The organism is Sinorhizobium garamanticum (assembly GCF_029892065.1).
In the GTDB taxonomy this organism is placed as follows: Bacteria; Pseudomonadota; Alphaproteobacteria; order Rhizobiales; family Rhizobiaceae; genus Sinorhizobium; species Sinorhizobium garamanticum.
This window is the reverse complement of the sequence record NZ_CP120373.1, coordinates 3,126,667-3,150,659: the sequence shown is the minus strand read 5'-3', so window position 1 is coordinate 3,150,659 and position 23,993 is coordinate 3,126,667. Positions and strand designations below refer to the sequence as shown.

Genomic DNA, 23,993 nt, shown 5'->3' with positions numbered 1-23,993 from the left:
TCGCACGTTCGGAAAGCCCCTCACCCATCTGAGGCCAGCCGCATCCGACACCAAGCCCGTGCAGGGAAGTTCGTCCTGCTCGCAGCCGGTTGCCTGCTCCTCACCGGCGGGTCGCCCGTCGCTGGCCAGGAAACGGGATCCTACCGAATAAAACCGTCGGAGGTGGTGCCGCCGCAAGGCGTTCCTTTGGGCAGCTATCGCCGGGTCATCCATCCCTTCGAAAACTGGAACCTGATCTGCGACGAGAATCTCAAGGCCAAACGCAAGGTGTGCAACATCAGCCAATCCTTCATCGATCAGAATCAGGCGCTCATCTTCAGCTGGTCCCTGGCTGCCGATGAGAAAGGCAAGCCTTTCATGATCCTGCGGGCGCCCGCTGAGCTCGGTACGGGGAGCAAGATTTCGCTCGGGATCGCCGGACGGGAAAAGCCCGTCGACGTCCAACTGACCGCATGCGACAGCACGGTCTGCGTCGGCTACCTACCCGTCGGCCCGATTCTCCGACAGCAAATCGGCAACGAAGCCACCATCAATGTTTCCTATTCCCCGCCTTCGGGCGCAGCGGTCAGCCTCGATGCCCCTTTCAAGGGGCTCAAGTCTGCACTGTCAGCCATCAACTAGCGAGAGAACCGCATGACCCGCCAATCCATCCAGGACAGAATATTGACCAGCTCGCAGGCCCTCGCACCGGCAGAGCCGATGGCAAGTCCATCATCGGCACGACGGTCAGTTTGGCGGGTGGTGCGAAACCTCGCGCTGGCCGGCATGTTCGCCGTCGTGGTCGCCGCGGTGGTCGTTCTCTCGTTTCATTTCTATCCCCCGCTCGGGAGATTGGTCGCGCAGACCGCCTCGGCTCAGTCGCAAGCGCCCGCTGAGAGCAAGCCCGCCGAGAACAAGCCCACCGAGGTGGCGCCAGCAGGTACAGCGGCCGGCGAGACGCCGTTTGAAAAGCATGCGAACCAAGCAGGCGTGCGCACCTGCGCCAAGGTCTTCGCCGCGCTCGGGCAGGCCCTGACCTTAGGCACGACCTATACCGAGCAAACGCAATGGAACACTTCGTCGCCCGATACCCATCCGGTGCAGGCGATTGCCGGAATGATTTATGACCTGCCCGACTACAAGGCGCAGGCGGCGGGTGTGGTGTTCGCTTCGCCCATCGGCCAGGGCTGCGAAGGCGGCTTCGTGCGGGTGGCGCCGTTCCAGAGGACATGCCAGGAGATCGTGCAGACCCTTCCGAAGGGCAGCGTGCTCGCGGACAACCTTTCGAACACGATGCTTTTCAACCTGGCCAACGATGGCGGCCAGGCTCTTCTGGTCCCCACCGGAAACGCCTGCGTGGTCGTTTCCGTCGCGAGAATGGCCGGATGAGGATCCGCGCCTGTGATGCATTCCTGATCAACCTCAGCTTGGGAGCACGAACATGCCGATGAGCCGTCACCTTTGGCCCATACTGATTGCCGCCCTCGTTGGCATTTCGTCCGGCAATGCCGCAGATTTGGTGACGCCGCAGCCGGAAACCACGCACGAAGAGACAGGCATCTGGGGCGCGATTGCGTTTTCGCCTGCAGATGGCCGGCACGGCTTCTTCTGGGGCGCCGACAAGAGGACGGAAGCGGAAGATGCCGCGCTCAAGCATTGCGAGAATGCGGAGGGCGCGGCTTGCAAGGTGGTCGAAGTGTTCCGCAACCACCGCCATTGGGATGACGACGACGGCACGGGCTTTCCCTATGAGCATTGTGCAGCTCTGTCGCTGGGTGGGACCTCCCCTGCTGGAGCCCCCTCCTGGGGTACCGCCTCGGCGACGACCCGGCGCGAAGCGGAACGGAATGCCTTGAGCCTCTGTGGCGGCGAGGAGAACCGGTGCGAGATCCGTGAATGGGTTTGCACCTGAGGCAGACGCACGAAAAGCTGCAACAGGCAGCGCGGCCCGGTAGGGTGGCCTCCACGTCCGAGGAGATGCGTTACCGCACCGCAACCAACGAGGCAGAAGCTACCGTCGTGCACTCTGATCAGACGCGCAAAGGATGCTGTAGCACTTTGAATTGATGCACGTTTCCTCAAGAGGTCTCGTCCAGGAAATGACGAATGTTCATTATCTCGGAGCGAGGCCATCAAGCAGGAAGTCGAGGCCTTTCCTGAAAGCGCCGTCCCAATCGTTATCCAACAGCAGACGAGAGCGTTCGATTGTCGGGTAGTGTTCGCTGAGACGTGTAAGGCGCTGCTGCGCGGCGGCCCTGTCGTCGTCCGAGAGCTCGAAGCTCGCCCGGGTGACGGTGGCGCCCATCACATAGTTCCAGAGCGACCATATCGCGACGTTCAGATCTGCGTCCGCTACACCGGCTCTGGACAAGGTCTTGCTCAGCAGTTCCAGGCGACTGAGGATGTTCGGGCCGAGCGCCCGGCGCGGCAACAGTGATGCCGACCAGGGATGGCGCAACATGCTGGCGCGCCAGTCTTCGAGCATATGAACGACCTCCCCGCGCCAGTCTTGAGGTTCAACTGTTTGCGGCGGTCCGCGATATTCGAGCACCGAGTCGAGCGCCAGATCAAAGACATCCTCTTTGTTGTCGACGTGCCAATATAGGCTCATTGCGCCGGAGCCGAGGCGATCGGCCAGCCGGCGCATCGTCAATCCGTCGACCCCCTGGTCGTCCAGCAATTCTACCGCGGTCGCCACGATCCGTTCCCGAGAGAGAGGCGGTTCACTGCGCGGCTCTTGCACGGACTGGAGCGACGCACGTATCCGTTGGGGCCGTTTGCTCTGAGTGCCGCTCCGCTTGACTGCCATCCGTCTTCCTCGTTGATCAGAACGTCGATTTTGACTGGCAACGCGACGAATGTCGATTCTGACCGATTGACTCGTACGGCGTACGATGCGATTAAATCGTACGCCGTACGAGTCAATCATATGGACGATGGGTGAAGCGTCAATCCTGCAGGCTGCGAGGATACGTTTGCTCGTAGTCCCTACAGCGCCGTGCGTCCTTCAGGACGCTGTAAATCTTTGAATCCACGCATCGTGCTTTCCGAAAATCGGGTCCGATTTTCGGGCCGATACGCTAGCCAAGAGAAAATCATGTCACGCGCAATCAAGCATCTGCTTATCGGAGGGCTAATCATCATGACCATCGGAGTTCCCACTGCGACGACAGCGAATGAGAACGATCTCAAGCTGACCATCGTCAATCCAAAAACCCTCTACGACCCGACGCCGAACGGCTACAGCACGGCGGTGATTGTGCCCCGCGAAGCCCGGGTGGCCTACATCTCCGGACAGGGCGGCCAAGACAGCACGGGAGCCTTGTCGCCCGACTTTTCTGTCCAGGTTAAGCAAGCCTACGCAAACTTGCGCACCGCCCTCGATGCGCTCGGCGCAAGGCCGGATCAGGTCGCCAAGCTCACGGTCTTTGTGGTCGATCACGATATGTCCAAGCTTGAGGTCTTGACCAGGAACGTGAAAGAAATGTTCGGCGAGGCACTGCCGGCGCAGACTCTGATTCCTGTCCCGAAGCTTGCAATTGACCCCATGCTCTTCGAGGTCGAAGCCGTCGTCATGCTGGATTAATGCATGTCGCCCAAAAGTGTGCAGCGGTTTGCCGCCAGGAATTGCGTAATTTCAAGGCGTTAGATCAGAGGAGGAAGCCGCCTACCGGATGATATTCGCTTGGAGTCGGCATCACTGAATCGGGACGTCAGAGGCAGGTGTCTAAACGACGCTGGATATCTTCGACGAACAGGGCTGCTTCCTCCGCAATTGCCAATATTGTGCCCGACCGTCGCGAGATCGCGAAAGGCAGGCCGGCAAAATACACGCCAGGGACGCTCGCGAAGCCGTTATCGTGCAATGGCTGGCCTTGTGCATCGAGCACAGCGGGAACGCGCACCCACCCGAAATCCCCTCTGAACCCGGTGCACCAGATCACCGTTGTGATCCCCCGCGCGGCGAGATCAATCGATCGGATAGGCGGATTCGGCAGCACCGCGCCAATCACCTCTGCCGGGTCCGGCTCGGCCGGAGGGGCATCGATCCCGTTGCGCGCGATGTACGCGTCGATCTGGCTTCGAACTTTAGCGGAGCCCTCGTCTGCATGGCGAACATGCTCTTCTGCATCGTCGCTGAACGAGAGGCGGCCGTCGTCGACGCCCGTGAGCCGACCCAGCAAGACAACGCCTTGCGCACTGAGGGACTGCAGGCTGATCGTATGGAGCGCTCCTGTCAGCGGCCTTCCAGGGACGGGTCCCTGTTGAAGGATTTCCCTGCGCGTCACATCGATCAGTCCGCTAAGAACCAACCAGACACTGATGTGACGACCTCGGTACATTCGGGGCAGCCGGCCGACTCGGCCCGTTGCAAGAAACACAGTTCGCCCCGCCTGGACCAAGTCCTCGGCGATTTGGCCGCCCGACTGTGCGCTACCGACCACCAACACGGCTCCACTGTCGAGACCAGATGCGTTGCGGTAGGCTGATGCATCAATCTGTTGGACTTTGGGCGGCAACAAAGCAGAGAAAGGCGGGCGCGCCGGGCAATTCTGGTTACTGCTAGCGATCACCACATTCCTCGCCCACAGGGGGCCGCGCGGAAGGGCCAGCCGGTACAGGCCCCACCGCTCGCAACAAGGTCGGTCACCGGCGTACCGGTTTCCACCGGGAGGCCATGCCGGCCGGCATAGTCCTCTAACAGCGCGACAAACTCGCCACTTGTCATTGCACCGTCGGGATCGGGGCCGACATAGGTATCCCCGGGCATGACCGTTTGGCTGTTAGGTGTGTTTATCCGAAAGGAGTCCCAGCGCTGGGTCCGCCAAGTCTCACCGATGCGACCTCGCTCCAACACTCTATGACGCAAGCCACGCTGCATCAGCGCATGACTGACGCCTAGCCCCGCCCAACCGGCACCGATGACGACGGCATCAAGAATGTCCGTTCCGCTCGTCATTACGTTCCCCTCTGATTGTCACCCTATTGTCCTTTGTGAAATCAGTAAATGGTCCGCTTTCTGGTATGGCGTCGCCCCCACGCATGACAAAATCGAAGGCGACAGCACTTGGCGAGGCGATGACTAGAGCCCTTCAGGGTTAAATGGAAACAGTTCTGTTGGCTCAAACGGAGTCGGATGGTCGACCGGCCGGCGCGCGGCGTAGCCAAAGCATACGGCCAAGCCGGCCGGCCGATCAGGCGGCCCGTTTCAGCCAACCCGAAGGGCCGGGCATCTTTCCGCCAGGCTCAGAGGCGATCGGCTCGCACGTACATCCGGGTACGCCCCTTCGCCAATCGCCTCTGCCCTGACGAAAACCTGCTCCGGCAGAACTGCTTCCATTTAACCCTGAAGGGCTCTAGCGCATCGGCCCGAAAATCGGACCCGATTTTCGGAAAGCACGATGCGTAGATTCAAAGAGTTACAGCGTCCTTCGTGCGTCCTAAAGGACGCACGGCGCTGTAAGATATCGCGTCTCGTGCAAGCCGCGCCCCTGTGGACGTCTGTCAACTGAACGTCCGCCATTTGGCGCATTCCGGACGAACGCCGACGACCGCCCTTGTCCCAAGGCGGTCGTCTTCAGTTTGCAGTCAGCACCCGGTTTGCGATGACGCGTCAGCCGCGCCGGGCGGCCTCGATCGCGGCGACGTCGATTTTCCCCATCTCCATCATGGCATCGAAGGCGCGCTTTGCTTCGGCGCCGCCAGCGGCAAGCGCGTCAGTCAGCGCACGTGGAATGATTTGCCAGGAGATCCCCCATTTGTCCTTGCACCAACCGCACGCGCTCTCCTGGCCGCCGTTGCCGACGATGGCGTTCCAGTAGCGGTCGGTCTCCTCCTGATCGTCCGTGGCGATCTGGAACGAGAAGGCTTCGTTATGCTTGAACATGGGCCCCCCGTTGAGGCCGAGACAAGGAATGCCCGCAACCGTGAACTCGACCGTCAAGACATCGCCCTCCTTGCCGGACGGGTAGTCGCTGGGCGCGCTGTGCACGGCGGTCACCCTGCTGTCGGGAAAGACCTCCGCGTAGAAGCGAGCGGCATCCTCGGCGTCCTTGTCGAACCAGAGGCAAATCGTATTCTTCGACATTGCGTGTTCCTTTCGCGTTGAAGCCATTCGGCCCTGTAGCTACCCTCCGAAATAGGCAGCCAAACGTTTTTCTCCACCCCGACGTGGCCGTGTCGCCAAGTCGCCCCCTGAGGACGAATGAAGCAATCGGTTTCCGACAGGGCAATGGTAGAATCCTGAGGACTTCCGCATTTTGTCCTTAAATCGATTCCGATTTAAGGAGTCATGCAGTAGCCGGATGGCATGGACAGCAGATGGAGGCAGTCTTGCGGACGGGTATCATTCTACTGTCGGCCGGGCTCGCCCTTGCCGCCGGCACCGTGATCGCGGACGTTGCGGTACCTCTGCGACAGATCGCGGCGGACTCGGTGCGGGAACTCGCGGTTCCCGAGGCGAACCAAGGGATCGGCGTGGATGCCGATCACTTCTACGCCGTCGACAACCGCACAATCGCCAAATACGACAAGGCGAGCGGCGAGCGGGTCGCTGTTTTCGAAGGGCCGCAGGACGGACCGATCAAGCACCTCAACAGCGCGGTCGTGATTGACGGAGAAATCTACGCGGCGCACTCGAACTTTCCCGAATGGCCGGCAGCCAACTCGGTCGAGGTCTTCGACGCAGAAACAATGCAGCACGTCGACACGCTTCCCCTCGGCATCGATCGCGGCTTCTTTACCTGGCTCGATTACCACGACGGTTCCTGGTGGGGAGCATTCGCCAATTACAACCGGGTCTTCGACCGCAGTCCCCTCGCCCAGGGAAACAAGGACGAGACGCAGGTCGTCCGTTTCGGCGAGGACTGGCGGGTTGCCGAGGCCTGGGCTCTGCCGGATGAAGTGCTCGAGAAATTCGGGGACATGAGCAATTCAGGCGGGTCCTGGGGCCCCGACCGCAAGCTCTATCTGACAGGGCACGATGCCGCCGAGGCCTACGTGATGGAGCGTCCGGAGACCGGCTCCGTCCTGAAATGGCTCGCGACGGTGCCGCTGAGGAACACTGGCCAAGGCATCGCCTGGGACCGCTCGACGCCGGACATGCTTTACGGCGTCAGCCGCGGCGAAAGCCGCGCAGCCAACCGCGTGACGGCCAACCGTGTGGTGCTCGGCCGGTAAAAAGCTGGGTCTCAATGGCCGCTGGACGATCGCAATGGGTGTCGCCATCCGCTTTGGTTGGAAAGGAGATCCTAGCTCACCGCTCCCTTCATGGTACCTAAGGAACGGAGTCTCGGGCGTTCGTTGACCCGACACCGTCAGCTATCTGAATGTTCTCGCTGATCCAGAAAAACCGAAACCATTGGCCTTGGCGGCTTTTGCCGTTCAAGCCTCAGCCGTGCGCGCTCACGACCAAGCCATAGCGCGCCGGCCGCGCTTACGACCATCAGAAGTCCGAAGAACATGGAGCTGTAGGCAGGCAAATAGACTGGATTCTCAAAAGGATTACCCCTGAAGCCACTGTCGTCACCGCCCACTGGCAGGGGTACCACAACGCCCAACAGTATCGCAATCAAAGCGGGTATAAGAAAAAAGCGATAGGGTTTCCACGGCTGGGATTGCGTCAGTGTAAATGGAAAATTCCGCCCCGTGCGATAGCATTTTATGGCTGCGACAATGGAGATGACGGACATTACCGCGTAGGAAAGTAAGCTTGTAGAAAAATAGAAGTTAATGTCTTCTATAAGATACTTTGCTTTGAAGTTTCTCGCTTCAAACCAGAACTTTGGTAGCCATGTCATGATACTTCTCGGACCTTGAAAATCAAAAAAGTGACGCGGCACGATTAGCATCAGCAAGTATGGGATATAGATTATCAGCAGCGATCCCCGTCCGAAGAAAAATCCGTAAAAGCGTTGAAAGGATGGGTCTTCAATACCCTCTGCAAGCTTTAGCAGAGAAGGAACTTCCTTTTTCATCACCGCGACTCTTTCAGCCTGTCCCGCTCGCGCCCCTCGCTTAGCGGCAAATGGTTGCCGGCAGAAGATGACGAGTTCCTTCTCCCAGGCCATTTCAGTATGCAGCCTAAATTCGACTCTCCGATAAATTGCAATGGACATTCAGCGTAGAACATGATTTGGCCCTCCGTCCGCGAAACCCGACGACCCGTCGTGGCCCATAGCGGCTCAATCGACCCGGCGCAGACTTTCTGCAAAGACGCCTATATTGGTGCCGCGGCCGATGACGACGATGCGGCTACCGGCTGCCAGGCCCTGCCTGAAGTTGTCTGGGACGCCGCAAATGCTCTCGAAGATGAACGGGAGCCCTTGCAGATCAATGGGTGAACTGCATCGACGGCCGCCATATCGATCGGCGTCTGCCACGGTAAAGGGGAGTTCAACCTGATGGCCTGCGATCAACGCGAGGATCATCGGAGCAGCAATGACGACGACGTTCTTTCCTATAACGTAGCCGAAGAACGGAGCGGCGAAGACGCCGATAGCCTTCCCCAAAGGGCTGCCCGGAGTGACGTCCCTGCCTTTCCGGACGACCCAAAACAGCAGCACCGCAGAGACCAGGCCGGCCGCAAGTGCTGGAAGGTTTGTCCTGGACGTCCATTCGATCGACGGCAGGAAGTTATACCCGACCATGTTGGCGAAAACAGGCAGCATCCCAAGCAGCAGCCAAACGATCAGCAGGACCCCGGCCGGCCTAACGCGCGGCTGTCCTGTCGTCGTCTCTCTTGTTGAACTCCCCATTAAGCCACACACCGCACATTCGATAGCGATCCTTGTCGAGAACTCTGTGACATACTATGGGTTGTGTTTCAAGGCGCCACTCAGTTATACGGCGAGTTGTAGGTGCGGCGTGGGCCGTCGCGCCGCCCTCGCCCATGACGATCGCAAGGCGCGGTAGCTTTAACGTCGTAAACCGCTTTGGTGGATTCGGAATTGTTTCGCTTTGCAGCGCCGCGCGTCCAATCGGACGCGCTAAGGTCGCTGTAGCACTTTGAATGGCTGCACGATTTTGTCCTTAAATCGATTCCGATTTAAGGAATCATGCAGTAGTTTACGACATCGTGGCTCTCGGAGCATAGCACGGAGACATCATGGCTTCAGATGCGGCATTGTATTTCTTTACGGCGTTATTAATGGCCGCGAGTGGAGCATCTGGTTACTACTTTGGAATCGGGTTCGGGCGGCAAGGCTCAAAGCACGACCTTTTAGTGTATGCGCTGCTTTCCACAGTCTCTCTCGGCACGATCATTTATCTGGTCGAATTCTGATTTTGCCTAAAGTCTACTCTCTGGGTGGAATGCGGAAGTCAGACCCATTACATCATTATCGTGCATTCAGACGCACAAAGGACGAACGACGCGGCAATCTCACTGTACTCTCGTCACCGGCGGCTGTTTCCACGTGCCGTCCAGCGCCTCCTTCTTCGGCCAGTAGAGGCGCATCGACATCCAGAACGGACCCTTGGGTGCAGGCAACCAGTTCGCCTCCTTGTCCTTGCCGGGCGACTCGTTCTGGACATAGAAGGTCAGGCCGCCGTCGGCGTCCTTCACGAAGTCCGGCAGCATCGGTGAATTCAGAAGGTAGCGGTCGAGCGGATTGTCGACGAGCAGGCTCGACGGGAGCTCATACATCGTAAGCGACCAGAACGAGTGCACCGGAGGGAGCTGGTCCGCTGCGAAGTGCACGGTGTACTTGTTAGCGCCGTCGAGTTTCTCATCCTGGGCATCCACGGTATAGACCGGGTACATCGCTTCCTCTTTTGCATTGCCGTAAATGCCCATCACGGCACCCGCCATCCGGTAAAGATAGTTGTTTTTCAGAAACTCCCGCGTGCCGAAGAGGTCGTCGGCGGTCACTTCGCCCTCGTCGATCCGCGTCTTCAGCTTGGCGTATTCCGCCCAGGCATCTGCCATTCCGGCTTCGATGGCGGATTTCAGTTCCGGCGTGCTTGCGTCAAACGTCTTGCCTCCGCCGACCCCGATTTTGGCGAAACGCGCCATCAGTTCGGTCTCGGACGGATGTGTCGGGCAGAACTGCAGGATAAAATTCAAAACGTTGAAAAACTCAGGCGAAGTCCTCTGCTCCGCCGGCGTCAGCGGCTTGATGAAATCGACGGCCGGCGCTGGCGCCGGCGCGGGCTGGCCGAGAAACGCGGAAAGCGGCTCCGCCTTGTAGCCCGCCTGGACCTTCTTCACATTGTCGAGATCGGCGGGACCAAAAAGCTGGGTGCGATAACCGGCGAAGACGAACTCGGTCTCGGAGCGGATCACTTTCTCCACCCCTTGGGGCGTTTCCCCCTTCCAGCCAGGCCCCGCGATGACGAAGCTGCCGCCATCATTGCCCGTCGCCCGGCTGCCGATATAATCGAAGGTGAACGTGTACGCGTCGATGAGCTGGATGCTGAAATAGCGCTCCTTCTCCATCGGCGGCACCGTGAGCACGATCGGTTCGGCGCGCAGGTCCATGCCGACGAAGGAATAGGGTGTATCCGAATTGGGCGTCTGCACCGCGGTGTCGGCCGGCGTATAGACGCGCGCTATGTTGATGAGCTGGTTCCACGCTGCCTTGTATTCGGGATTGTTGGTATCGACGAAATAGGCATGCTGGATGCGATAGTTATCCACCATCGGGAAGCCGTAGATGTAGGCCTCCTTAGCGATGGCGCGGGCCTCGGTGGGCTCAAGCGCCTGGGCCTGACTGGTGGCGAGCGCCGCGGCGAGAAAGCCGGCGGCAAGGGTGAAGAGCTTCATTCGTTTCATCGGAACCTCCCTCTACGAAAGCACGCGTGATCGCAGATGGCCCGGCAAACGGCCGGTTGCGATCCTGCAGCGCCGCGCGTCTCGTAAGACGCGCTAAGGACGCTGTAGCTCTTTGAATTGCTGCATGTTTTTGCCCCTAAGTCGGCGCAGTAGCATTCCACAACTGACGTGCAACCTGTGACTGCTGGTCCTTTCGGGCGCACAAAGGACGCTGTAGCACTTTGAATTGCTGCATGTTTTTAAGAGCATGCAGCAGGGGTTGGTCGTGCAAACTCCGGTATGATTTCCCGGTTGTTATTGGAGTTGAACTGCCAGGCACGCCTGGCGCGAAAACAAGGCTGGCTACACCGGCTTGAGCAGCGCACGTTCAAGTATAGAAAGTAAAAAAATACGCTTGGCGTTAATATACATCGTGGACTGCATATAGCAACATTCGACAGCCAGCGCCTGCCCTTGGATCGGGACTCGTTGACCGAGCCAGCCGCGATGCAGATAGCGCTGAAAGAAGGTGTGGGCGCAGCGGTCGACCGCGAGGACTATCTCGAGCATCGCGTGTCGGAATCTCGTTTAGCCAGTCGTCTTCCAGACAGACAAGCTGCGGAGAACAACAATGACTATTACCATTACCGCCTTTGAACGGTCGCCCGATCGCGGCGAGGGTTTGGCGCGTGACATGCGCGTGCGCTGGGCGCTCGAAGAAGTGGGCCAGCCTTACGACGTTCGTCTTCTTTCGTTCAAGGCAATGAAGGAACCCGCGCATCTTGCGATTCAACCTTTCGGGCAGATTCCGACCTATGAAGAAGGCGATCTCGCCCTGTTCGAGTCGGGCGCGATCGTGCTCCATATCGCCGAGCGCCATGCGGGCCTGCTGCCAGACGATGCGAATGCCCGGGCGCGCGCGATCGCGTGGATGTTTGCCGCGCTCAACACGGTGGAGCCGCCGGTCTTCGACCGCTCCCTCTGCAAGATCCTCGAGCGCGACAAGCCCTGGTACGAGCAGCGCCTGCGGTACCTCGAGGACAGTATCCGCAACCGGTTGGACAAGCTTTCCGATCGCCTTGGCGATGCCGACTGGCTCGACGGCGCGTTCAGCGCCGGTGACCTGCTGATGGTGACGGTGCTGCTCAGGCTGAAAAAAGGATCGGATATACTGGATGAATATCCGAACCTCTCCGCCTACGCCGCCCGCGGCGAAGCGCGACCCGCATACAAGCGCGCGTTCGAAGCTCAACTGGCGGTTTTCACCGCCGCATCGACCGGCTGACGCTCCACGATCAGCTTGGGTGGCGGCTCGTTCTTGATCGGGAAGAACACCGGCGCCGGGCGGCGGCCCTCCCCCGCGCCGTATTCACGATCCACGCCGCCGCTGCGCGATCAGTGGTATATTATGAACTTCCAGGAGCAGTAAGATTAGAAGGAGGAAAGCCATGTTCACGACACGTGTTGGCTGGCTAGTTGCGTTCGCAGCATGCTCCATCTCTATGGCGTCAATGGAGGTTCGGGCCGGTCCCCTTGAAGACGATGTCAAGGCCGCCTACACAGCTTGGGACGAGGCCTTCGGAAAGGCGGACGCCAAGGCGGTTGCCGCCTTCTATACTGAGGACGCGCTCCTTCTTCCCCCCAGTCATGACGTGATCGAAGGACCTTCCGGCGTCGAAAAGTTTTTCAGCGGCATCTTCGGCGTTGGTGCCACTGGTCACAAACTCGAAGTGATCAGGGCGGATGGCGACGAGAAATTGATCTACGGCGCAGCAAAATGGTCGGCCAAGGGCAAGGATGCTCAGGGTAAAGACCAGCCTTGGGGCGGAGTTGCCACGCATGTTTTCGAGCGACAGGCCGATGGCAGTTTGAAAATCAAGCTGCATACGTTCAATTGACGTTTAGCTCCCGCGGTGCGCGGTTAGCAACTACAGCGCAGTGCGTCTTATCAGACGCGCAAAGGACGCTGTAGCACTTTGAATTGCCACCTGAGTTCAGGCGCGGTCACCGTAGGATAGTTGCAGCCGAGGCTTACACCTCGCCAGCGTATTCGCCGCGTGCCGGGTAATCGTTTTTGATCACGAAATCCAAAGCTTGCGCCATCTCGGCGAAATTCGGTCGCGCGAACGGCATGGATTGAACGGAGAGCCAATAGACCGTTTGATCTGGCTTTATCAAAAAGACGCCTGGCTCGGAGAACAATTCGGGCTCCTCGATGCCGATCGAAGTCTTTCCGCGCGAGGCTGAAATGTAGAGGCCCCACAACCGTGCCACGCTCAAAGGCAGTCCGTAACCGACGCGGAGGTGCGCAGCACCAATCTTATCTGCCATTTGCCGAGCGCGTTCTTCACCGTCGGAGCTTATCGCTATGGTGGTGACGCCCCTTTCTGCGAAGGATGGCGTCATGCGTTCAAGGTCCTTCAGATAGCCGGCGCATACCGGGCAGTGAAGGCCGCGGTAGAAGCAGACAAGCGACATGAGCGAGGGCGTTTCGCTGGCGAGATTGAACTCTCCGTGATCGAGTGTTTTGACGGTCAGGCCAGGGGGCGGCATTCTCGGGACTAACATTGATCGACTCCATTTGGTGCTGCCGACGCCGTCGCGTTGACGTCGGAGGCTCACCGTCACATACTTGAGGCAATCAATGGTCCAAAAAACATGATTGAAAATCTAACTTCCTATTCAAAGGTGGATCGCCTCTCGGCCTTCTTCGACACGTTCGAGCTGTCGGCCTCATTGGAACCGGCGCGTGCCGGTGACGTTCAAGCGAGGCTGATTGTCGTCGGTGCACCGGGAGGCCCTGCCGAAAGCGTCATCCTTTGCCTGCGTGGTGACGCGAATCCCGAGCCGCCAGTTCTCGTCACAGCAACGGTCGATTTCGAGAGTCCGCATAATCCGCTCATGAGCGCTTTGCCGGATCAGGTGCGGGTCGAAGTCGACGAGATACCCACCCTTCGCGACACGACAGCCGCTTTCGTGGCTGAGGCATTGGGATCGCGCTGCGGACGGAGCGCGGCACTCAATCGGCTCTGCGAAGTGATGGTTCTGCTTATCTTGCGCTCAGCAATTGACCGCGGGGCCGCCCGGTCTGGATTGCTGGCAGGCCTGTCCCATCCCGCTCTGCACCGAGCGTTGGTTGCGATGCATAACGCGCCGTCTCGTGCTTGGAACAGCGAAGACCTTGCGGCAGTCGCGGGGATGTCGCGAAGCCATTTCATGGCTCGTTTTCGCGACGTCGTCGGCATCACGCCACAGGCCTATCTGACGGAATGGCGCTTGACCATTGCTCAGCGCAAGCTGTCCAAAGGGGCCAGAGTGAAGGCTGTGGCACGACAAGTAGGATTTGGCAGCGCTGCTGCCTTCTCCCGTGCCTACTTCCGAAAATTCGGAGACTGGCCTTCGCTCCAAGGCCGAGGAGCCATTTAGAGCCCTTCAGCCAGCCAAAGCTGCCTCCCGTTCCCGTCTTGACAGAACTAGGACAGTCGTCCTAGTTCTAATGTACGCAAACATGAGCGTCGGACGTGAATGCCAGCACAGTCAACCCATGACCTGATTGTCGAAAAGGCGGATGCCCTCTTCTACGAGAGCGGATTCGATGCCACGTCCTTTGCTGACATCGCCGCAGCTGTGGGCATCTCGCGCGGGAATTTCTATCACCACTTCAAGACCAAGGACGACATACTGGATGCCGTGATTGCCCGCAGAATGGAGCGGACACGCGCGATGCTCGACGGCTGGCAGGTCGAGGGCGAAAGTCCGCGCGAGCGCATCTTGTCCTTCATTCACATGCTGATCGCCAACCGGACCCAGATCATGGATTTCGGCTGCCCAGTCGGAACGCTTTGCTCCGAACTCGCCAAGCTGGACCACGCCGCGCAGGGCCGCGCGACCGAAATCCTCCGCCTGTTCCGCGACTGGCTGACCGAACAGATGCGTGCCCTTGGGGCCGCTGACCAGGCCGAGGCACTGGCGCTGCATCTTCTGTCCTGGTCGCAGGGGGTGGCGGTGATGGCGACCGCCTTCAAGGACGAGGCATTCATCCGCAACGAAGTGGCCGGGATTGAACATTGGCTAGCGTCCCTGCCCGACCTTTCGCAATCCCCATGATCAAGGAGCACAGATGTTCGTCACCTTCCTGAAATTTGCGGAGAACCGCACCGCCGCGCCGGAATTCATGGCGGCGCATAACGCCTGGATCGCGCAGGGCTTCGCCGATGGCGTGTTCCTCTGCATCGGCTCGCTTCAGCCCGCCGCAGGAGGCGCGATCATCGCCCATGGGGAAAGTCGTGATGCGCACGATGCGCGCATCGCCGCCGACCCGTTCGTCGTGCATGGGATCGTGACCGCCGAGACTTACGAAATCGATCCGAAGCGCACCGTTTCCGCCCTGGATTTCGTGAAGGCGGCAGCATGAGCGCGGCAACCGTTCCCGGCCCGGACGGTCGCCCTCGTTGTCGCTGGTGCGCGGCCGCGCCGGAATTCTTCGACTACCACGATCGCGAATGGGGCTTTCCCGTCGTGGATGACGTAAGACTATTCGAAAAGCTCTGCCTCGAAAGCTTCCAGTCGGGCTTAAGCTGGCGCACCATTCTTACCAAGCGCGAGAATTTTCGCGCCGCTTTCGCCGGCTTCGATTTCCGCAAGGTGGCGCTGTTCGATGAGGCCGATGTGACCAGGTTACTGGCAGATGCGGGGATCGTCCGTCATCGCGGCAAGATCGAGGCCGTCATCAACAATGCGGGCCGCGCCTGCGAGCTGGTGGAGACGGAAGGCTCCCTGGCGGCATTCGTGTGGCGGTTCCAGCCAGACGATGATGGTGCGCGGCCGCAAAGCCGTTCGACCTCACCCGCCTCCGAAGCACTGTCAAAGGAACTGCGTAAGCGCGGATGGAAATTCGTTGGCCCCACCACCGTGTATGCCTTTATGCAGGCGATGGGGTTGGTCAATGACCATGCTGAGGATTGCATCATGCGGCCCGAAGTCGAAAAGGCGCGATCGGCTTTGCGTCGATCTATATCATGATGCATGGCACCTTTGAGCTCAACGAAGCTGTTTATCGGCTCAGGTGCCAAGGTCCGCAGCGGGTCGGTCCTTAGCTAATTCGTCTCAAGCAGGCGCCTCCTGCATGTTTCCTTAAATCGTAGCTGCAGCAATTCATAGTGCTGCGGCGTCCTTTGCGCGTCCGATCACGCTACACGACAGTACCGTACTGCGCCTCCTCGGTTGCCATGCGGCAAGGCTCTCCTCGACCCTCATTCCTGTGCTTGTCACAGGAATGAGGGCAAAAAAGCATCCGCCAACCCAATTGCATTGCTGCAGTGTACTGTGGCGTCCGATAAAGGCGCGCAGGCGCCGTAGATCGCTTCACCCGACCTATGGAAGTTCGATCTCGCCGTCCACGACGTGGTTGAGGCCGGTGCCTTCCGCCGTCAGCGTCATGCGGACCTTCAGCTTCTTGCTGCCGACCTGCCCTTCGCGCACTAGCTCCTCCAGCTTGCGCTGCGACGTGACGCCGACTTCCTTCAGGAACTTGCGGATCGACATGTTGAAGGCGTCTTCACTCATGGCGGAACTCCTCTCCTGTCCGGGAGGGATTGTAAGGGAAGGCAAGCGGTCAAGGAAGGAGGAAGGGGGATGGTTGACGCCACAGAAAAAGACCCCGAGCCGGGAGGAGGCGTCGGGGTCTCTGGATCGGCCCCTTGGGAGGAGGAGCGGAACCGATCGGTGGCTTGCGCAGCGGGAGGAACTGCGCGTTGAGGGGAAGATAGATCATGCCCCATCATCGGATAGTTCCCCAGGTAACATCGCAGCCTTTTGCGTTCCTCAAGGTCACGGGTGGGTGGACAGCGGAAGTCGGACGACGGGAGCTGAATGGGCATGATGCGCCATTTCCGGACGTTCAAGACACCCGATGGGCAGGTCGGATTCGGCCACTCAGCAGACATTCCGAAATGAACATGGACGCGCCGCAGTCGCTGCTCAGAGCGCTTTCGCATTTGCTTATCAGGCGGTACTGTATTTTCTTGGCGGAGGGGCAAGTGTGGAACGTCGTCTTACCACAATAATGGCTGCCGATTTGGTCGGCTATTCTCGTCTCATGGCGGCGGACGAGGAAGGTACCATTTCGCGGCTGCGCGACGCGCGAACCTATGTGATTGACCCGGCGATTATGGAAGGCGGTGGCCGCATCGTCAAAACCATGGGCGACGGGCTCCTAGTCGATTTCCCATCGCCAGTGTTGGCGGTAAGAGCGGCTCTTCTGATGCAGCGCAACTTGATCTCGCGCGAGTCTCCTCAAGGGGAAGACCGACGTCTGCGTTTCCGGATCGGTATTCATCTGGGAGACGTGGTGATCGATGGGGACGACATCCTCGGCGACTGCGTCAACATCACTGCGCGTCTGGAAACCATTGCACCCGCCGGAGGCATCTGCATATCTCGTGCAATCTACGATCATGTGCAAGGCAAGATAGAGGCTGGGATGACGTGGCTCGGGCCACAGTCCGTTAAGAACATCCCCGAACCAATTGACGTGTGGCAGGTCGAGTTGGACGGCGCAGCGCCCAGCCCGGTTCGGTTCTCTGGACAGGAACGTGCTTCGATCGCGGTTCTCCCATTTCAGAATTTTTCTGCCACGCCCGATCAGGACTCCTTTGTCGACGGACTGGTCGAAGACATCATCACGGAACTAAGTCGCTTTCGATGGTTGTTCGTGATCGCTCGCAACTCGACTTTCGCCTACAAGGGAACAGCCAAGGACGTACGCAAGATCGCCCGGGAACTTGGTGTGCGCTATGTCGTGGAAGGATCGGTTCGGCGGTCCGGTGATCGGTTGAGGATCACTGTACAGCTAATCGACGCGCTGTCCGGAGCACACATCTGGGCCGAGCGGTGGGATCGTCCGATCGCGGATTTTTTTGATGTGCAGGACGAGATAACGCGCCGGATTATCGCGGGCATCGAACCAGAACTGGGAGCGCACGAACGGGGCCTCGCCCTCGCCAAATCGACGGACAATCTTACTGCTTGGGAACTCTGTCACCGCGGCTTTGCTGAATTACTCTCCTTCGAAGCAGGTTCTCAAGCCACTGCCGAGAAGTTCCTTCGACAAGCGCTCGAACACGATCCGAATTTCGCACTTCCCTACGCCTATTTAGCTCGTCACCGATACGCACTCGTCCTTTGGGGGCGTGCCGCAGACGTGCCTGTCGCTGTCAGGGAAGGACTATCGTTCGCCACGAAGGCCTTAGAAATCGACAGGCGGAGCGATATCGCGTACGCGATGATGTCGCTCCTTCTTACGGTGGGCGGGCGAGCGGCTGAGGCCATGCCTGTCGCTGAACAGGGCCTTGCATTAAATCCCAACTACGCGTTTCTTCACTTCGCACATGGAATGGCAGCCGTGCGGCTCAGGGACGCCGATACGACGATTAGAGCCGCACAAGATGCCATCGATCTCAGTCCTCACGATCCGTCTATGTTTGCGTTCAAGACACTACTCGGTATCGGCTTGATGCTGAGAGGCGAGCCCGATGACCTCTCAACGGCCCGGATGCATCTACGGGAAGGCGCGTCCTTCGAACGCACAACCTATTATCCATTCATTGGGGCAGCGTTGCTCGCCCTCAGGGCGGGCAATACCGATGAAGTGAGGATCTGGATCTCTGATGCTTTGAAGAAGTTTCCAAACCTGAACGCGGAATACGTCCGAGAGGCGGCCCACCCATTCTATGAAAGCAGTCCTTACTGCGACTACCTCGACAGGTTGATTGAGCATGGGCTCCCCCCGGGGAGAAGCGTCTGATCGAAGAATAGTCGCGTCACTTAGAAGACTCCTGTTCCCGGCTTTCTATGCCGTGTTCAGGCAGAAGTTCCACTTATAACCCCTGTCCAAGTTTCCCGATCCAGCTCTGGCCATTGCGTCGACGCCATTGGAAGGCCGGCGGAAGCAAACACCTTCGCACGCGCGGACTGTGTCAGCACAAATGTATGGCGGAGTGTCGCTGATCGCGCACGGATGTGCCCAGGCATAGGTAGATGACATCGCGCGGGCGGGCGGCGGCAGGCAGCGCGACTACGGTTCTAGTTATTGCCCGCAACGAACGACCCCTCTCCACGCCTTTCGCGTCGTTGCCGCCGTGCAGCGGCAATGGCCGGTTCGGGCCGGCACCGGAAATTCCGATGCTCTCCGCGAATGACGGCAAGGGGGTCGATCTTGCCGATTCCCATCCGTCTTGGACAACAATGTCATGCATGTGGGTAATACGGGCGCGCGGACCCGGCGTTCCATCATGTTCTAATTCCTGATCTGTACCTGATGCACCCTGCCCCATCCTGTTCCGCAGAGCCGGGCGAGGTTTATTCAAAATTGCCACCGCCGCCACTATACTCTTGCGTGATAGCCGGGAGAGAGTTCATGCGTCCTCTAGCCCATTGCCAAGCGTTACTGGCCGCGGTTCTGGCGAGCGCTGCCGCCGTGGTTTCGACATCCGCGCCCGCTCAGGATCACGCCGGCGAGCGTGCAGCGATGATCGCAACGATCAAATCGCACGCCCGCTCAGCGCCGTCAGCGGTCGAGGGCCAGGGCATCGATCCGGCAGTGCTGCAGACGATGGCGAAGGTGCCGCGCCACTTGTTTGTGCCCGAGGAGCAGCGCGGTGCGGCCTATCGAGATCGGCCACTGCCGATCGGACACGGTCAGACCATCTCGCAACCCTTCATCGTCGCGCTGATGACCGACCTGATCAACGCCGGGCCTGGCGACACTGTCCTCGAGATCGGCACCGGCTCGGGTTATCAGGCAGCCGTCCTGTCGCCGCACGCAGCGAAGGTCTACTCGATCGAGATCATACCGGAACTGGGCCAAAGGGCGGCCGCCCGCCTCGCGGAGCTCCGCTACGATAATGTCGAAGTGAAGGTAGGCGACGGTTACTATGGTTGGCCTGCGCACGCGCCCTTCGACGGGATCGTGGTGACTGCCGCGGCCAGTCACATCCCGCCGCCGCTGGTCGAGCAGCTCGCCAAAGGCGGCCGGATGGTCGTCCCCGTGGGGGCTCCCTTCGCGACCCAATTTCTCATGCTGGTCGAGAAGCGACAGGATGGAAGCATCACGACCCGGCAGCTGCTGCCGGTGGGCTTTGTGCCGCTGCGGGGAGGCAGGGCCCAATGACAGCGGGGCGACTGCTGCCGGTCGGTCTCATATCGGCGGCAACTCTTGCTCATGAAGTGCTGCTGATGCGGCTCTTTTCGATCATTCAGTGGCATCAATTTGCCTATATGATCATAAGCATCGCGCTGCTCGGCTTCGGCGCGAGCGGTACATTCGTTGCGCTGGCCCGCCGCCCCCTGATGCAAAGGTACCCGGCCGCCTTCGCAGCGTCGGCAGCGCTGTTCGGCGTTACCGCGGTTGCAAGCTTCGCCGGTGCCGAACGCCTGCCGTTCAACGCGCTCGAGATCGTCTGGAATCCGGGGCAGCTCGGTTGGCTCGCGGCCAGCTATGCTCTCCTGATCCTGCCGTTCTTTTTTGGGGCAACCTGTATCGGCCTTGCCTTCAGCCGCCACCCTGATCAGATCGGACGCGTCTATGCCTTCGACCTCATCGGCGCCGGGATCGGTGCGCTGGGCATCGTCGGACTCCTGTTCCTGGTCTTTCCCTCTACCGCACTGCGCTTCGTAGCAGCGCTGGGATTTGCGGCGGCTGCGCTTGCCGCGACCGGCATGGCTCGCCATCGGCGGCTCGTCGCGGGCGGCCTCGGGCTTGCAGCCGCGGTCATTGCGGTGTGGCTGCCGCCGTCCTTTACCGCTACCGGCCCGCACATGTCCGAGTACAAGGGCCTCCGCATGGCTCTCGAAGTCCCGAACGCGCGGGTGGTCGAGGAGCGATCGAACCCGCTCGGACTGCTGACGGTCGTCGAGAGCCCGACCGTCCCTTTCCGCTACGCGCCGGGCCTCAGCCTCGCCAACGTGCAAGAGCCGCCCGCGCAACTCGCCGTCTTCAGCGATGGCGACAGTATTACGGCGATGACCGCCTATGGCGGCGATCCGGCGACGGTCGCTTATCTCGACCGGACGACGGCGGCGCTCCCGTACCGGCTGCTTGCGCGTCCGCGAATGCTGATCCTCGGTGCTGGGGGCGGCGAGCAGGTACTGCTGGCGCTCCGCGCCGGAGCCGATGTCGTGGACGCTGTAGAGGTCAACCCGCAGATGATCGACCTCGCTCGCAATCGCTTCGCGAGTTTCGTCGGCGGCATCTTCAGCCGACCGAACGTCAATCTGCATCTGGCCGAGGCGCGCGCCTTCGCTGCAACGACTGGCGAGCGTTACGACCTGATCCAGATGCCGCTCCTCGACTCCTTCAGCGCGGCCGCGGCCGGCGTGCAGAGCATGCATGAGAACTACACCTATACCGTGGAAGCAATGCGGGATTACCTGACGGCACTGAGACCGGATGGCGTCGTCGCCATCACGCGATGGCTGCGGGTGCCGCCGCGCGACGTCCTCAAGTTGTTCGCCACGGCTATCGCAGCGCTTGAAGCGGAGGGCGTGTCCGAGCCCGGCCGGCACCTGGCGCTGATCCGGAGCTGGAATACCGCAACCCTCATCGTCGCCAAGTCGCCGCTCACTGGCGAGGACGTCGCAGCCATCCGCGGCTTTTCGGGCGAGAATTTCTTTGACATCTCCTGGGTGCCGGGCATCTCGGCGAGCGACGTGAACCGCTACAATCAACTCGACCAGGAATATCTCTACGAGGGAGCCCTCGCCCTCCTCGGCCCCGAGCGAGCCGACTTCACCGAGCGCTACAAGTTCGATATTGCGCCGGCTACTGACAACAGGCCCTATTTCTTCGACTTTTTCCGTTGGCGCGCCCTGCCCGAACTCCTGGCGCTCAGAACCCAAGGTGGGGCGGCGATGCTCGACTGGGGCTACCTGATCCTGGTGGCGACGCTCGTCCAGGCCGCCATCCTCAGTGTCGTCCTGATCCTGCTGCCGCTCTGGCTTCGCCGGCGCGCAATCGGGAGAGCCGTGCCCCGGCTGCGCTTCGGGCTCTATTTCCTGGCCTTGGGCCTGGCCTTCCTCTTCATCGAGATCGCCTTCATCCAGCGCTTCATGCTGTTCCTCGGCCATCCGCTCTACGCTGTCGCTGTCGTGCTTGCGGGTTTCCTTGCCTTCGCGGGTCTCGGTAGCGCGGTCGCGGGACGCTGGATGGCGGCGGTCGGAGGCGGATCGGCGGTGCGCGCCATCACCCTCGCCGTCGTGGTGATCGCATTCCTGGCGGGCACCTACCTCATCGCGCTGCCCTCGATATTCGAACGGCTGCTGGCACTCCCGGATGCCGCGAAGATCGCAATCGCCCTCCTCCTCATAGCGCCGCTCGCCGTCTTCATGGGCATGCCCTTCCCCCTCGGCCTCGGCCACGTCGGCGCACGCTCGGAGGAATTTCTTCCCTGGGCGTGGGGGATCAATGGCTGCGCGTCGGTGCTGAGCGCGATCCTCGCCGCCCTGCTTGCAATGCATATCGGCTTCACCGGGGTGGTGACGATCGCCACGATCCTCTATCTCGCCGCCCCGGCCTTGCTTGCCGGGTGGCGGGACCGATACGACAAGCAGACGTCGCAAGGCTCTGTTCCTGATCGGAACCGTTCGCACGTTAAGCCAACCGCCAGCCACGGCGAGCATGGACGACCCGAAGCCCACACACGCATCGGCTACACGGAGGCGCTGCCGACGCGCCGCTGCTGAATTCCTGTGACAAGCACAGCAATGCGGGGTCGGAAGGGCTCACCCATGTCAACAGGACGGAGATGATATCAGCAGGGGCGCGCGGAGCGTTTACCGCGACTTCTTCACGTTCCCTGCATTTCAGCAATGGCGTGCAACGCCATTCCCCTGCGGTGCGCGGCACCCGTTGCGCGTTCAGCCTCACTCGCCCGTCACGCGCCAGATCACATCGCCGACATCGTCCGCCACCAACAGGGAGCCGTCCGGGCCGATGGTAACTCCGACCGGCCGTCCATAGGACGCCCGTTCGTCAGGCGAAAGGAAACCGGTCAGAATGTCGCGCGGAGGCCCGGCTGGACGTCCATTCACGAACGGCACGAAGACAACCTTGTAGCCGCGCAGCGTGCTGCGGTTCCAGGAGCCATGCTGCCCGATGACCATACCGTCGGGGAAGCCGGGCAGAGTGCCTGCGGGAAGCCAGCAAAGCCCGAGCGATGCAGTGTGCCCGCCCAAGGCATAGTCCGGCGTTATGGCGGTCGCGACCATCGCCGGGTCCTGCGGCACCCGGTCGTCCACGATCTGCCCCCAGTAGCAATAGGGCCATCCGTAGAAGCCGCCGTCGCGCACTGACGTCAGATAGTCGGGAGGCGTCTCGTCCCCCAGGCCGTCGCGCTCATTAACCACCGTCCAGAGTGCATCTGTCGTCGGCTCCCACGCCATGCCCACCGGGTTGCGCAGGCCGGAGGCAAATATGCGGTGCTCACCACTCTCGAGGTCAAGCTCGTGGATGGCGGCCCGTCCTTCCTCTGCCGCCATGCCGTGCTCGCCTATGTTGCTGAGCGAACCGACGCCGATGAAAAGCTTTCGTCCATCGCGGCTCGCAAGCAGGCTCCGCGTCCAATGCCCGCCGGCCTTGAAGTCCGTAAGCTTTCGCCCTGTCGTGGTGATACGCGTTTCACCCGTTTCATACGGGAACGCAACCACCCCGTCCGTGTTGCCGACATACAACCTATCGCCCAGCAACGCCATGCCGAACGGCTGATTGAGTCCCTCGAGAAATGCCGTGCGTATCTCGGCCACGCCGTCGCCATCCGCATCCCGCAACAGCGTGATGCGGTTCGGACTTGCGCCCACTGCGGCGGCGCGCTTCATCGTGCTGAACATGGCGTAGTCGAAGGCGGATTTGATGCCCCCCGGCTCGCTCAGTGCCTCGGCGACCAGTACGTCGCCATTCGGCAACACGTGAATCCAACGGGGATGTTTGAGCCCGGCCGCAAATGCGTTCACCTTGAGCCCGGCCGCCGCCGTCGGCACTTGCTCCGCTGTCCATCCCTTGGCTGTCGGCATCTTCAGGGTCGGAATGCCCTGCGGCTTAGCTCTCGGGATTTTCGGTGCGCTGCCATAGGCCGGTTCCAGGGAATCACCGTCTCGGTGCCGCAAAAGGATTGTTACGGCGCCGATCAGTGCGACCAGTCGACCGAAAATATCTGATAGGCCCATGTGTCCTCCTAACCCTGATGCGCACGCTACCCGAAGCGTCTGC

At 60.4% G+C, this 23,993-nt stretch carries 26 protein-coding genes; 15 read left to right on the top strand and 11 right to left on the bottom strand.

Annotation, left to right across the window (positions count from 1 at the left end):
* Positions 1-186 precede the first annotated feature (186 nt).
* The 3 genes from PZN02_RS14750 to PZN02_RS14740 are packed head-to-tail and all read left to right on the top strand — an operon-like array spanning position 187 to position 1,891.
* Positions 187-621, top strand: a complete 435-nt coding sequence (locus tag PZN02_RS14750) for an invasion associated locus B family protein (RefSeq protein WP_342394699.1) — start codon at positions 187-189, stop codon at positions 619-621.
* A gap of 12 nt (positions 622-633) precedes the next feature.
* A complete protein-coding gene (locus tag PZN02_RS14745) occupies positions 634-1,368 on the top strand; it encodes a hypothetical protein (RefSeq protein ID WP_280658712.1) in 735 nt (244 codons plus the stop codon).
* Positions 1,369-1,426: 58 nt separating this feature from the next.
* Entirely contained in the window at positions 1,427-1,891 is a 465-nt protein-coding gene (locus PZN02_RS14740) for a DUF4189 domain-containing protein (RefSeq protein ID WP_280661505.1), read from the top strand.
* A gap of 201 nt (positions 1,892-2,092) precedes the next feature.
* Here the strand turns inward: PZN02_RS14740 and PZN02_RS14735 are convergent, their stop codons facing one another.
* The gene (locus tag PZN02_RS14735) at positions 2,093-2,788 is read right to left on the bottom strand and encodes a TetR/AcrR family transcriptional regulator (RefSeq protein WP_280658711.1); all 696 of its coding nucleotides are present in this window, start codon (positions 2,786-2,788) and stop codon (positions 2,093-2,095) included.
* Positions 2,789-3,076: 288 nt separating this feature from the next.
* Between PZN02_RS14735 and PZN02_RS14730 the strand changes: the two genes are divergently transcribed.
* The gene (locus PZN02_RS14730) at positions 3,077-3,565 is read left to right on the top strand and encodes a RidA family protein (protein ID WP_280658710.1); all 489 of its coding nucleotides are present in this window, start codon (positions 3,077-3,079) and stop codon (positions 3,563-3,565) included.
* Between the two features lie 127 nt (positions 3,566-3,692).
* Here PZN02_RS14730 and PZN02_RS14725 read toward each other — a convergent pair whose 3' ends face one another.
* The 3 genes from PZN02_RS14725 to PZN02_RS14720 all read right to left on the bottom strand — a co-directional run bounded on the left by PZN02_RS14725 (position 3,693) and on the right by PZN02_RS14720 (position 6,067).
* Positions 3,693-4,556, bottom strand: a complete 864-nt coding sequence (locus PZN02_RS14725; protein WP_342394698.1) for an NAD(P)/FAD-dependent oxidoreductase — start codon at positions 4,554-4,556, stop codon at positions 3,693-3,695.
* Positions 4,550-4,939, bottom strand: a complete 390-nt coding sequence (locus PZN02_RS32135; RefSeq protein ID WP_342394697.1) for an NAD(P)-binding protein — start codon at positions 4,937-4,939, stop codon at positions 4,550-4,552. The genes PZN02_RS14725 and PZN02_RS32135 overlap by 7 nt, the downstream gene beginning before the upstream one ends.
* Before the next feature lie 654 nt (positions 4,940-5,593).
* Positions 5,594-6,067 (bottom strand): VOC family protein, encoded by a 474-nt coding sequence (locus PZN02_RS14720; RefSeq protein WP_280658709.1) that lies wholly within the window; start codon positions 6,065-6,067, stop codon positions 5,594-5,596.
* Positions 6,068-6,312: 245 nt separating this feature from the next.
* Between PZN02_RS14720 and PZN02_RS14715 the strand changes: the two genes are divergently transcribed.
* On the top strand, positions 6,313-7,158 hold the full coding sequence (locus PZN02_RS14715) for a cycloisomerase (protein WP_280658708.1): 846 nt from the start codon (positions 6,313-6,315) through the stop codon (positions 7,156-7,158).
* Between the two features lie 137 nt (positions 7,159-7,295).
* Here PZN02_RS14715 and PZN02_RS14710 read toward each other — a convergent pair whose 3' ends face one another.
* A complete protein-coding gene (locus tag PZN02_RS14710; protein WP_280658707.1) occupies positions 7,296-8,048 on the bottom strand; it encodes a hypothetical protein in 753 nt (250 codons plus the stop codon).
* Between the two features lie 114 nt (positions 8,049-8,162).
* Positions 8,163-8,735, bottom strand: a complete 573-nt coding sequence (locus PZN02_RS14705; RefSeq protein ID WP_280658706.1) for a hypothetical protein — start codon at positions 8,733-8,735, stop codon at positions 8,163-8,165.
* Positions 8,736-9,085: 350 nt separating this feature from the next.
* On the opposite strand from PZN02_RS14705, the gene PZN02_RS14700 reads away from it, so the two are divergent.
* Complete coding sequence (locus tag PZN02_RS14700; RefSeq protein ID WP_280658705.1) at positions 9,086-9,262, top strand: hypothetical protein; 177 nt, start codon at positions 9,086-9,088, stop codon at positions 9,260-9,262.
* 99 nt (positions 9,263-9,361) lie between these two features.
* On the opposite strand, the gene PZN02_RS14695 is transcribed toward PZN02_RS14700, so the two are convergent.
* Together PZN02_RS14695 and PZN02_RS14690 are read right to left on the bottom strand one after the other, a co-directional pair.
* A complete protein-coding gene (locus tag PZN02_RS14695) occupies positions 9,362-10,744 on the bottom strand; it encodes a DUF1254 domain-containing protein (RefSeq protein WP_280661504.1) in 1,383 nt (460 codons plus the stop codon).
* 351 nt (positions 10,745-11,095) lie between these two features.
* On the bottom strand, positions 11,096-11,302 hold the full coding sequence (locus PZN02_RS14690) for a hypothetical protein (protein WP_280658704.1): 207 nt from the start codon (positions 11,300-11,302) through the stop codon (positions 11,096-11,098).
* Positions 11,303-11,363: 61 nt separating this feature from the next.
* On the opposite strand from PZN02_RS14690, the gene PZN02_RS14685 reads away from it, so the two are divergent.
* Together PZN02_RS14685 and PZN02_RS14680 are read left to right on the top strand one after the other, a co-directional pair.
* The gene (locus PZN02_RS14685) at positions 11,364-12,017 is read left to right on the top strand and encodes a glutathione S-transferase family protein (RefSeq protein ID WP_280658703.1); all 654 of its coding nucleotides are present in this window, start codon (positions 11,364-11,366) and stop codon (positions 12,015-12,017) included.
* A gap of 163 nt (positions 12,018-12,180) precedes the next feature.
* Positions 12,181-12,630: a YybH family protein gene (locus tag PZN02_RS14680; RefSeq protein WP_280658702.1), complete on the top strand. Its 450-nt coding sequence runs from the start codon at positions 12,181-12,183 to the stop codon at positions 12,628-12,630.
* 133 nt (positions 12,631-12,763) lie between these two features.
* On the opposite strand, the gene PZN02_RS14675 is transcribed toward PZN02_RS14680, so the two are convergent.
* Complete coding sequence (locus PZN02_RS14675) at positions 12,764-13,300, bottom strand: peroxiredoxin-like family protein (protein WP_280661503.1); 537 nt, start codon at positions 13,298-13,300, stop codon at positions 12,764-12,766.
* A 90-nt stretch (positions 13,301-13,390) separates the two neighbouring features.
* Here PZN02_RS14675 and PZN02_RS14670 point away from each other — a divergent pair, with 90 nt between their 5' ends.
* The 4 genes from PZN02_RS14670 to PZN02_RS14655 all read left to right on the top strand — a co-directional run bounded on the left by PZN02_RS14670 (position 13,391) and on the right by PZN02_RS14655 (position 15,754).
* Complete coding sequence (locus tag PZN02_RS14670) at positions 13,391-14,158, top strand: AraC family transcriptional regulator (protein WP_280658701.1); 768 nt, start codon at positions 13,391-13,393, stop codon at positions 14,156-14,158.
* Positions 14,159-14,257: 99 nt separating this feature from the next.
* Positions 14,258-14,839 (top strand): TetR/AcrR family transcriptional regulator, encoded by a 582-nt coding sequence (locus tag PZN02_RS14665; RefSeq protein WP_280658700.1) that lies wholly within the window; start codon positions 14,258-14,260, stop codon positions 14,837-14,839.
* Positions 14,840-14,852: 13 nt separating this feature from the next.
* Complete coding sequence (locus PZN02_RS14660; protein ID WP_280658699.1) at positions 14,853-15,146, top strand: YciI family protein; 294 nt, start codon at positions 14,853-14,855, stop codon at positions 15,144-15,146.
* Entirely contained in the window at positions 15,143-15,754 is a 612-nt protein-coding gene (locus PZN02_RS14655) for a DNA-3-methyladenine glycosylase I (RefSeq protein WP_280658698.1), read from the top strand. The genes PZN02_RS14660 and PZN02_RS14655 overlap by 4 nt, the downstream gene beginning before the upstream one ends.
* Positions 15,755-16,105: 351 nt before the next feature.
* Here PZN02_RS14655 and PZN02_RS14650 read toward each other — a convergent pair whose 3' ends face one another.
* Complete coding sequence (locus tag PZN02_RS14650; protein ID WP_280658697.1) at positions 16,106-16,297, bottom strand: DUF6494 family protein; 192 nt, start codon at positions 16,295-16,297, stop codon at positions 16,106-16,108.
* Positions 16,298-16,772: 475 nt separating this feature from the next.
* Here PZN02_RS14650 and PZN02_RS14645 point away from each other — a divergent pair, with 475 nt between their 5' ends.
* The 3 genes from PZN02_RS14645 to PZN02_RS14635 all read left to right on the top strand — a co-directional run bounded on the left by PZN02_RS14645 (position 16,773) and on the right by PZN02_RS14635 (position 22,471).
* Positions 16,773-18,536 carry an adenylate/guanylate cyclase domain-containing protein gene (locus PZN02_RS14645; protein WP_280658695.1) on the top strand — a complete coding sequence of 588 codons (1,764 nt, stop codon included), beginning with the start codon at positions 16,773-16,775 and terminating at the stop codon, positions 18,534-18,536.
* A 612-nt stretch (positions 18,537-19,148) separates the two neighbouring features.
* The gene (locus PZN02_RS14640; RefSeq protein WP_280658694.1) at positions 19,149-19,901 is read left to right on the top strand and encodes a protein-L-isoaspartate(D-aspartate) O-methyltransferase; all 753 of its coding nucleotides are present in this window, start codon (positions 19,149-19,151) and stop codon (positions 19,899-19,901) included.
* Positions 19,898-22,471, top strand: a complete 2,574-nt coding sequence (locus PZN02_RS14635; RefSeq protein WP_280658693.1) for an SAM-dependent methyltransferase — start codon at positions 19,898-19,900, stop codon at positions 22,469-22,471. Before PZN02_RS14640 ends, PZN02_RS14635 begins: the two co-directional genes overlap by 4 nt.
* A 180-nt stretch (positions 22,472-22,651) precedes the next feature.
* Here PZN02_RS14635 and PZN02_RS14630 read toward each other — a convergent pair whose 3' ends face one another.
* Positions 22,652-23,950 (bottom strand): PQQ-dependent sugar dehydrogenase, encoded by a 1,299-nt coding sequence (locus PZN02_RS14630; protein ID WP_280658692.1) that lies wholly within the window; start codon positions 23,948-23,950, stop codon positions 22,652-22,654.
* Positions 23,951-23,993 lie beyond the last annotated feature (43 nt).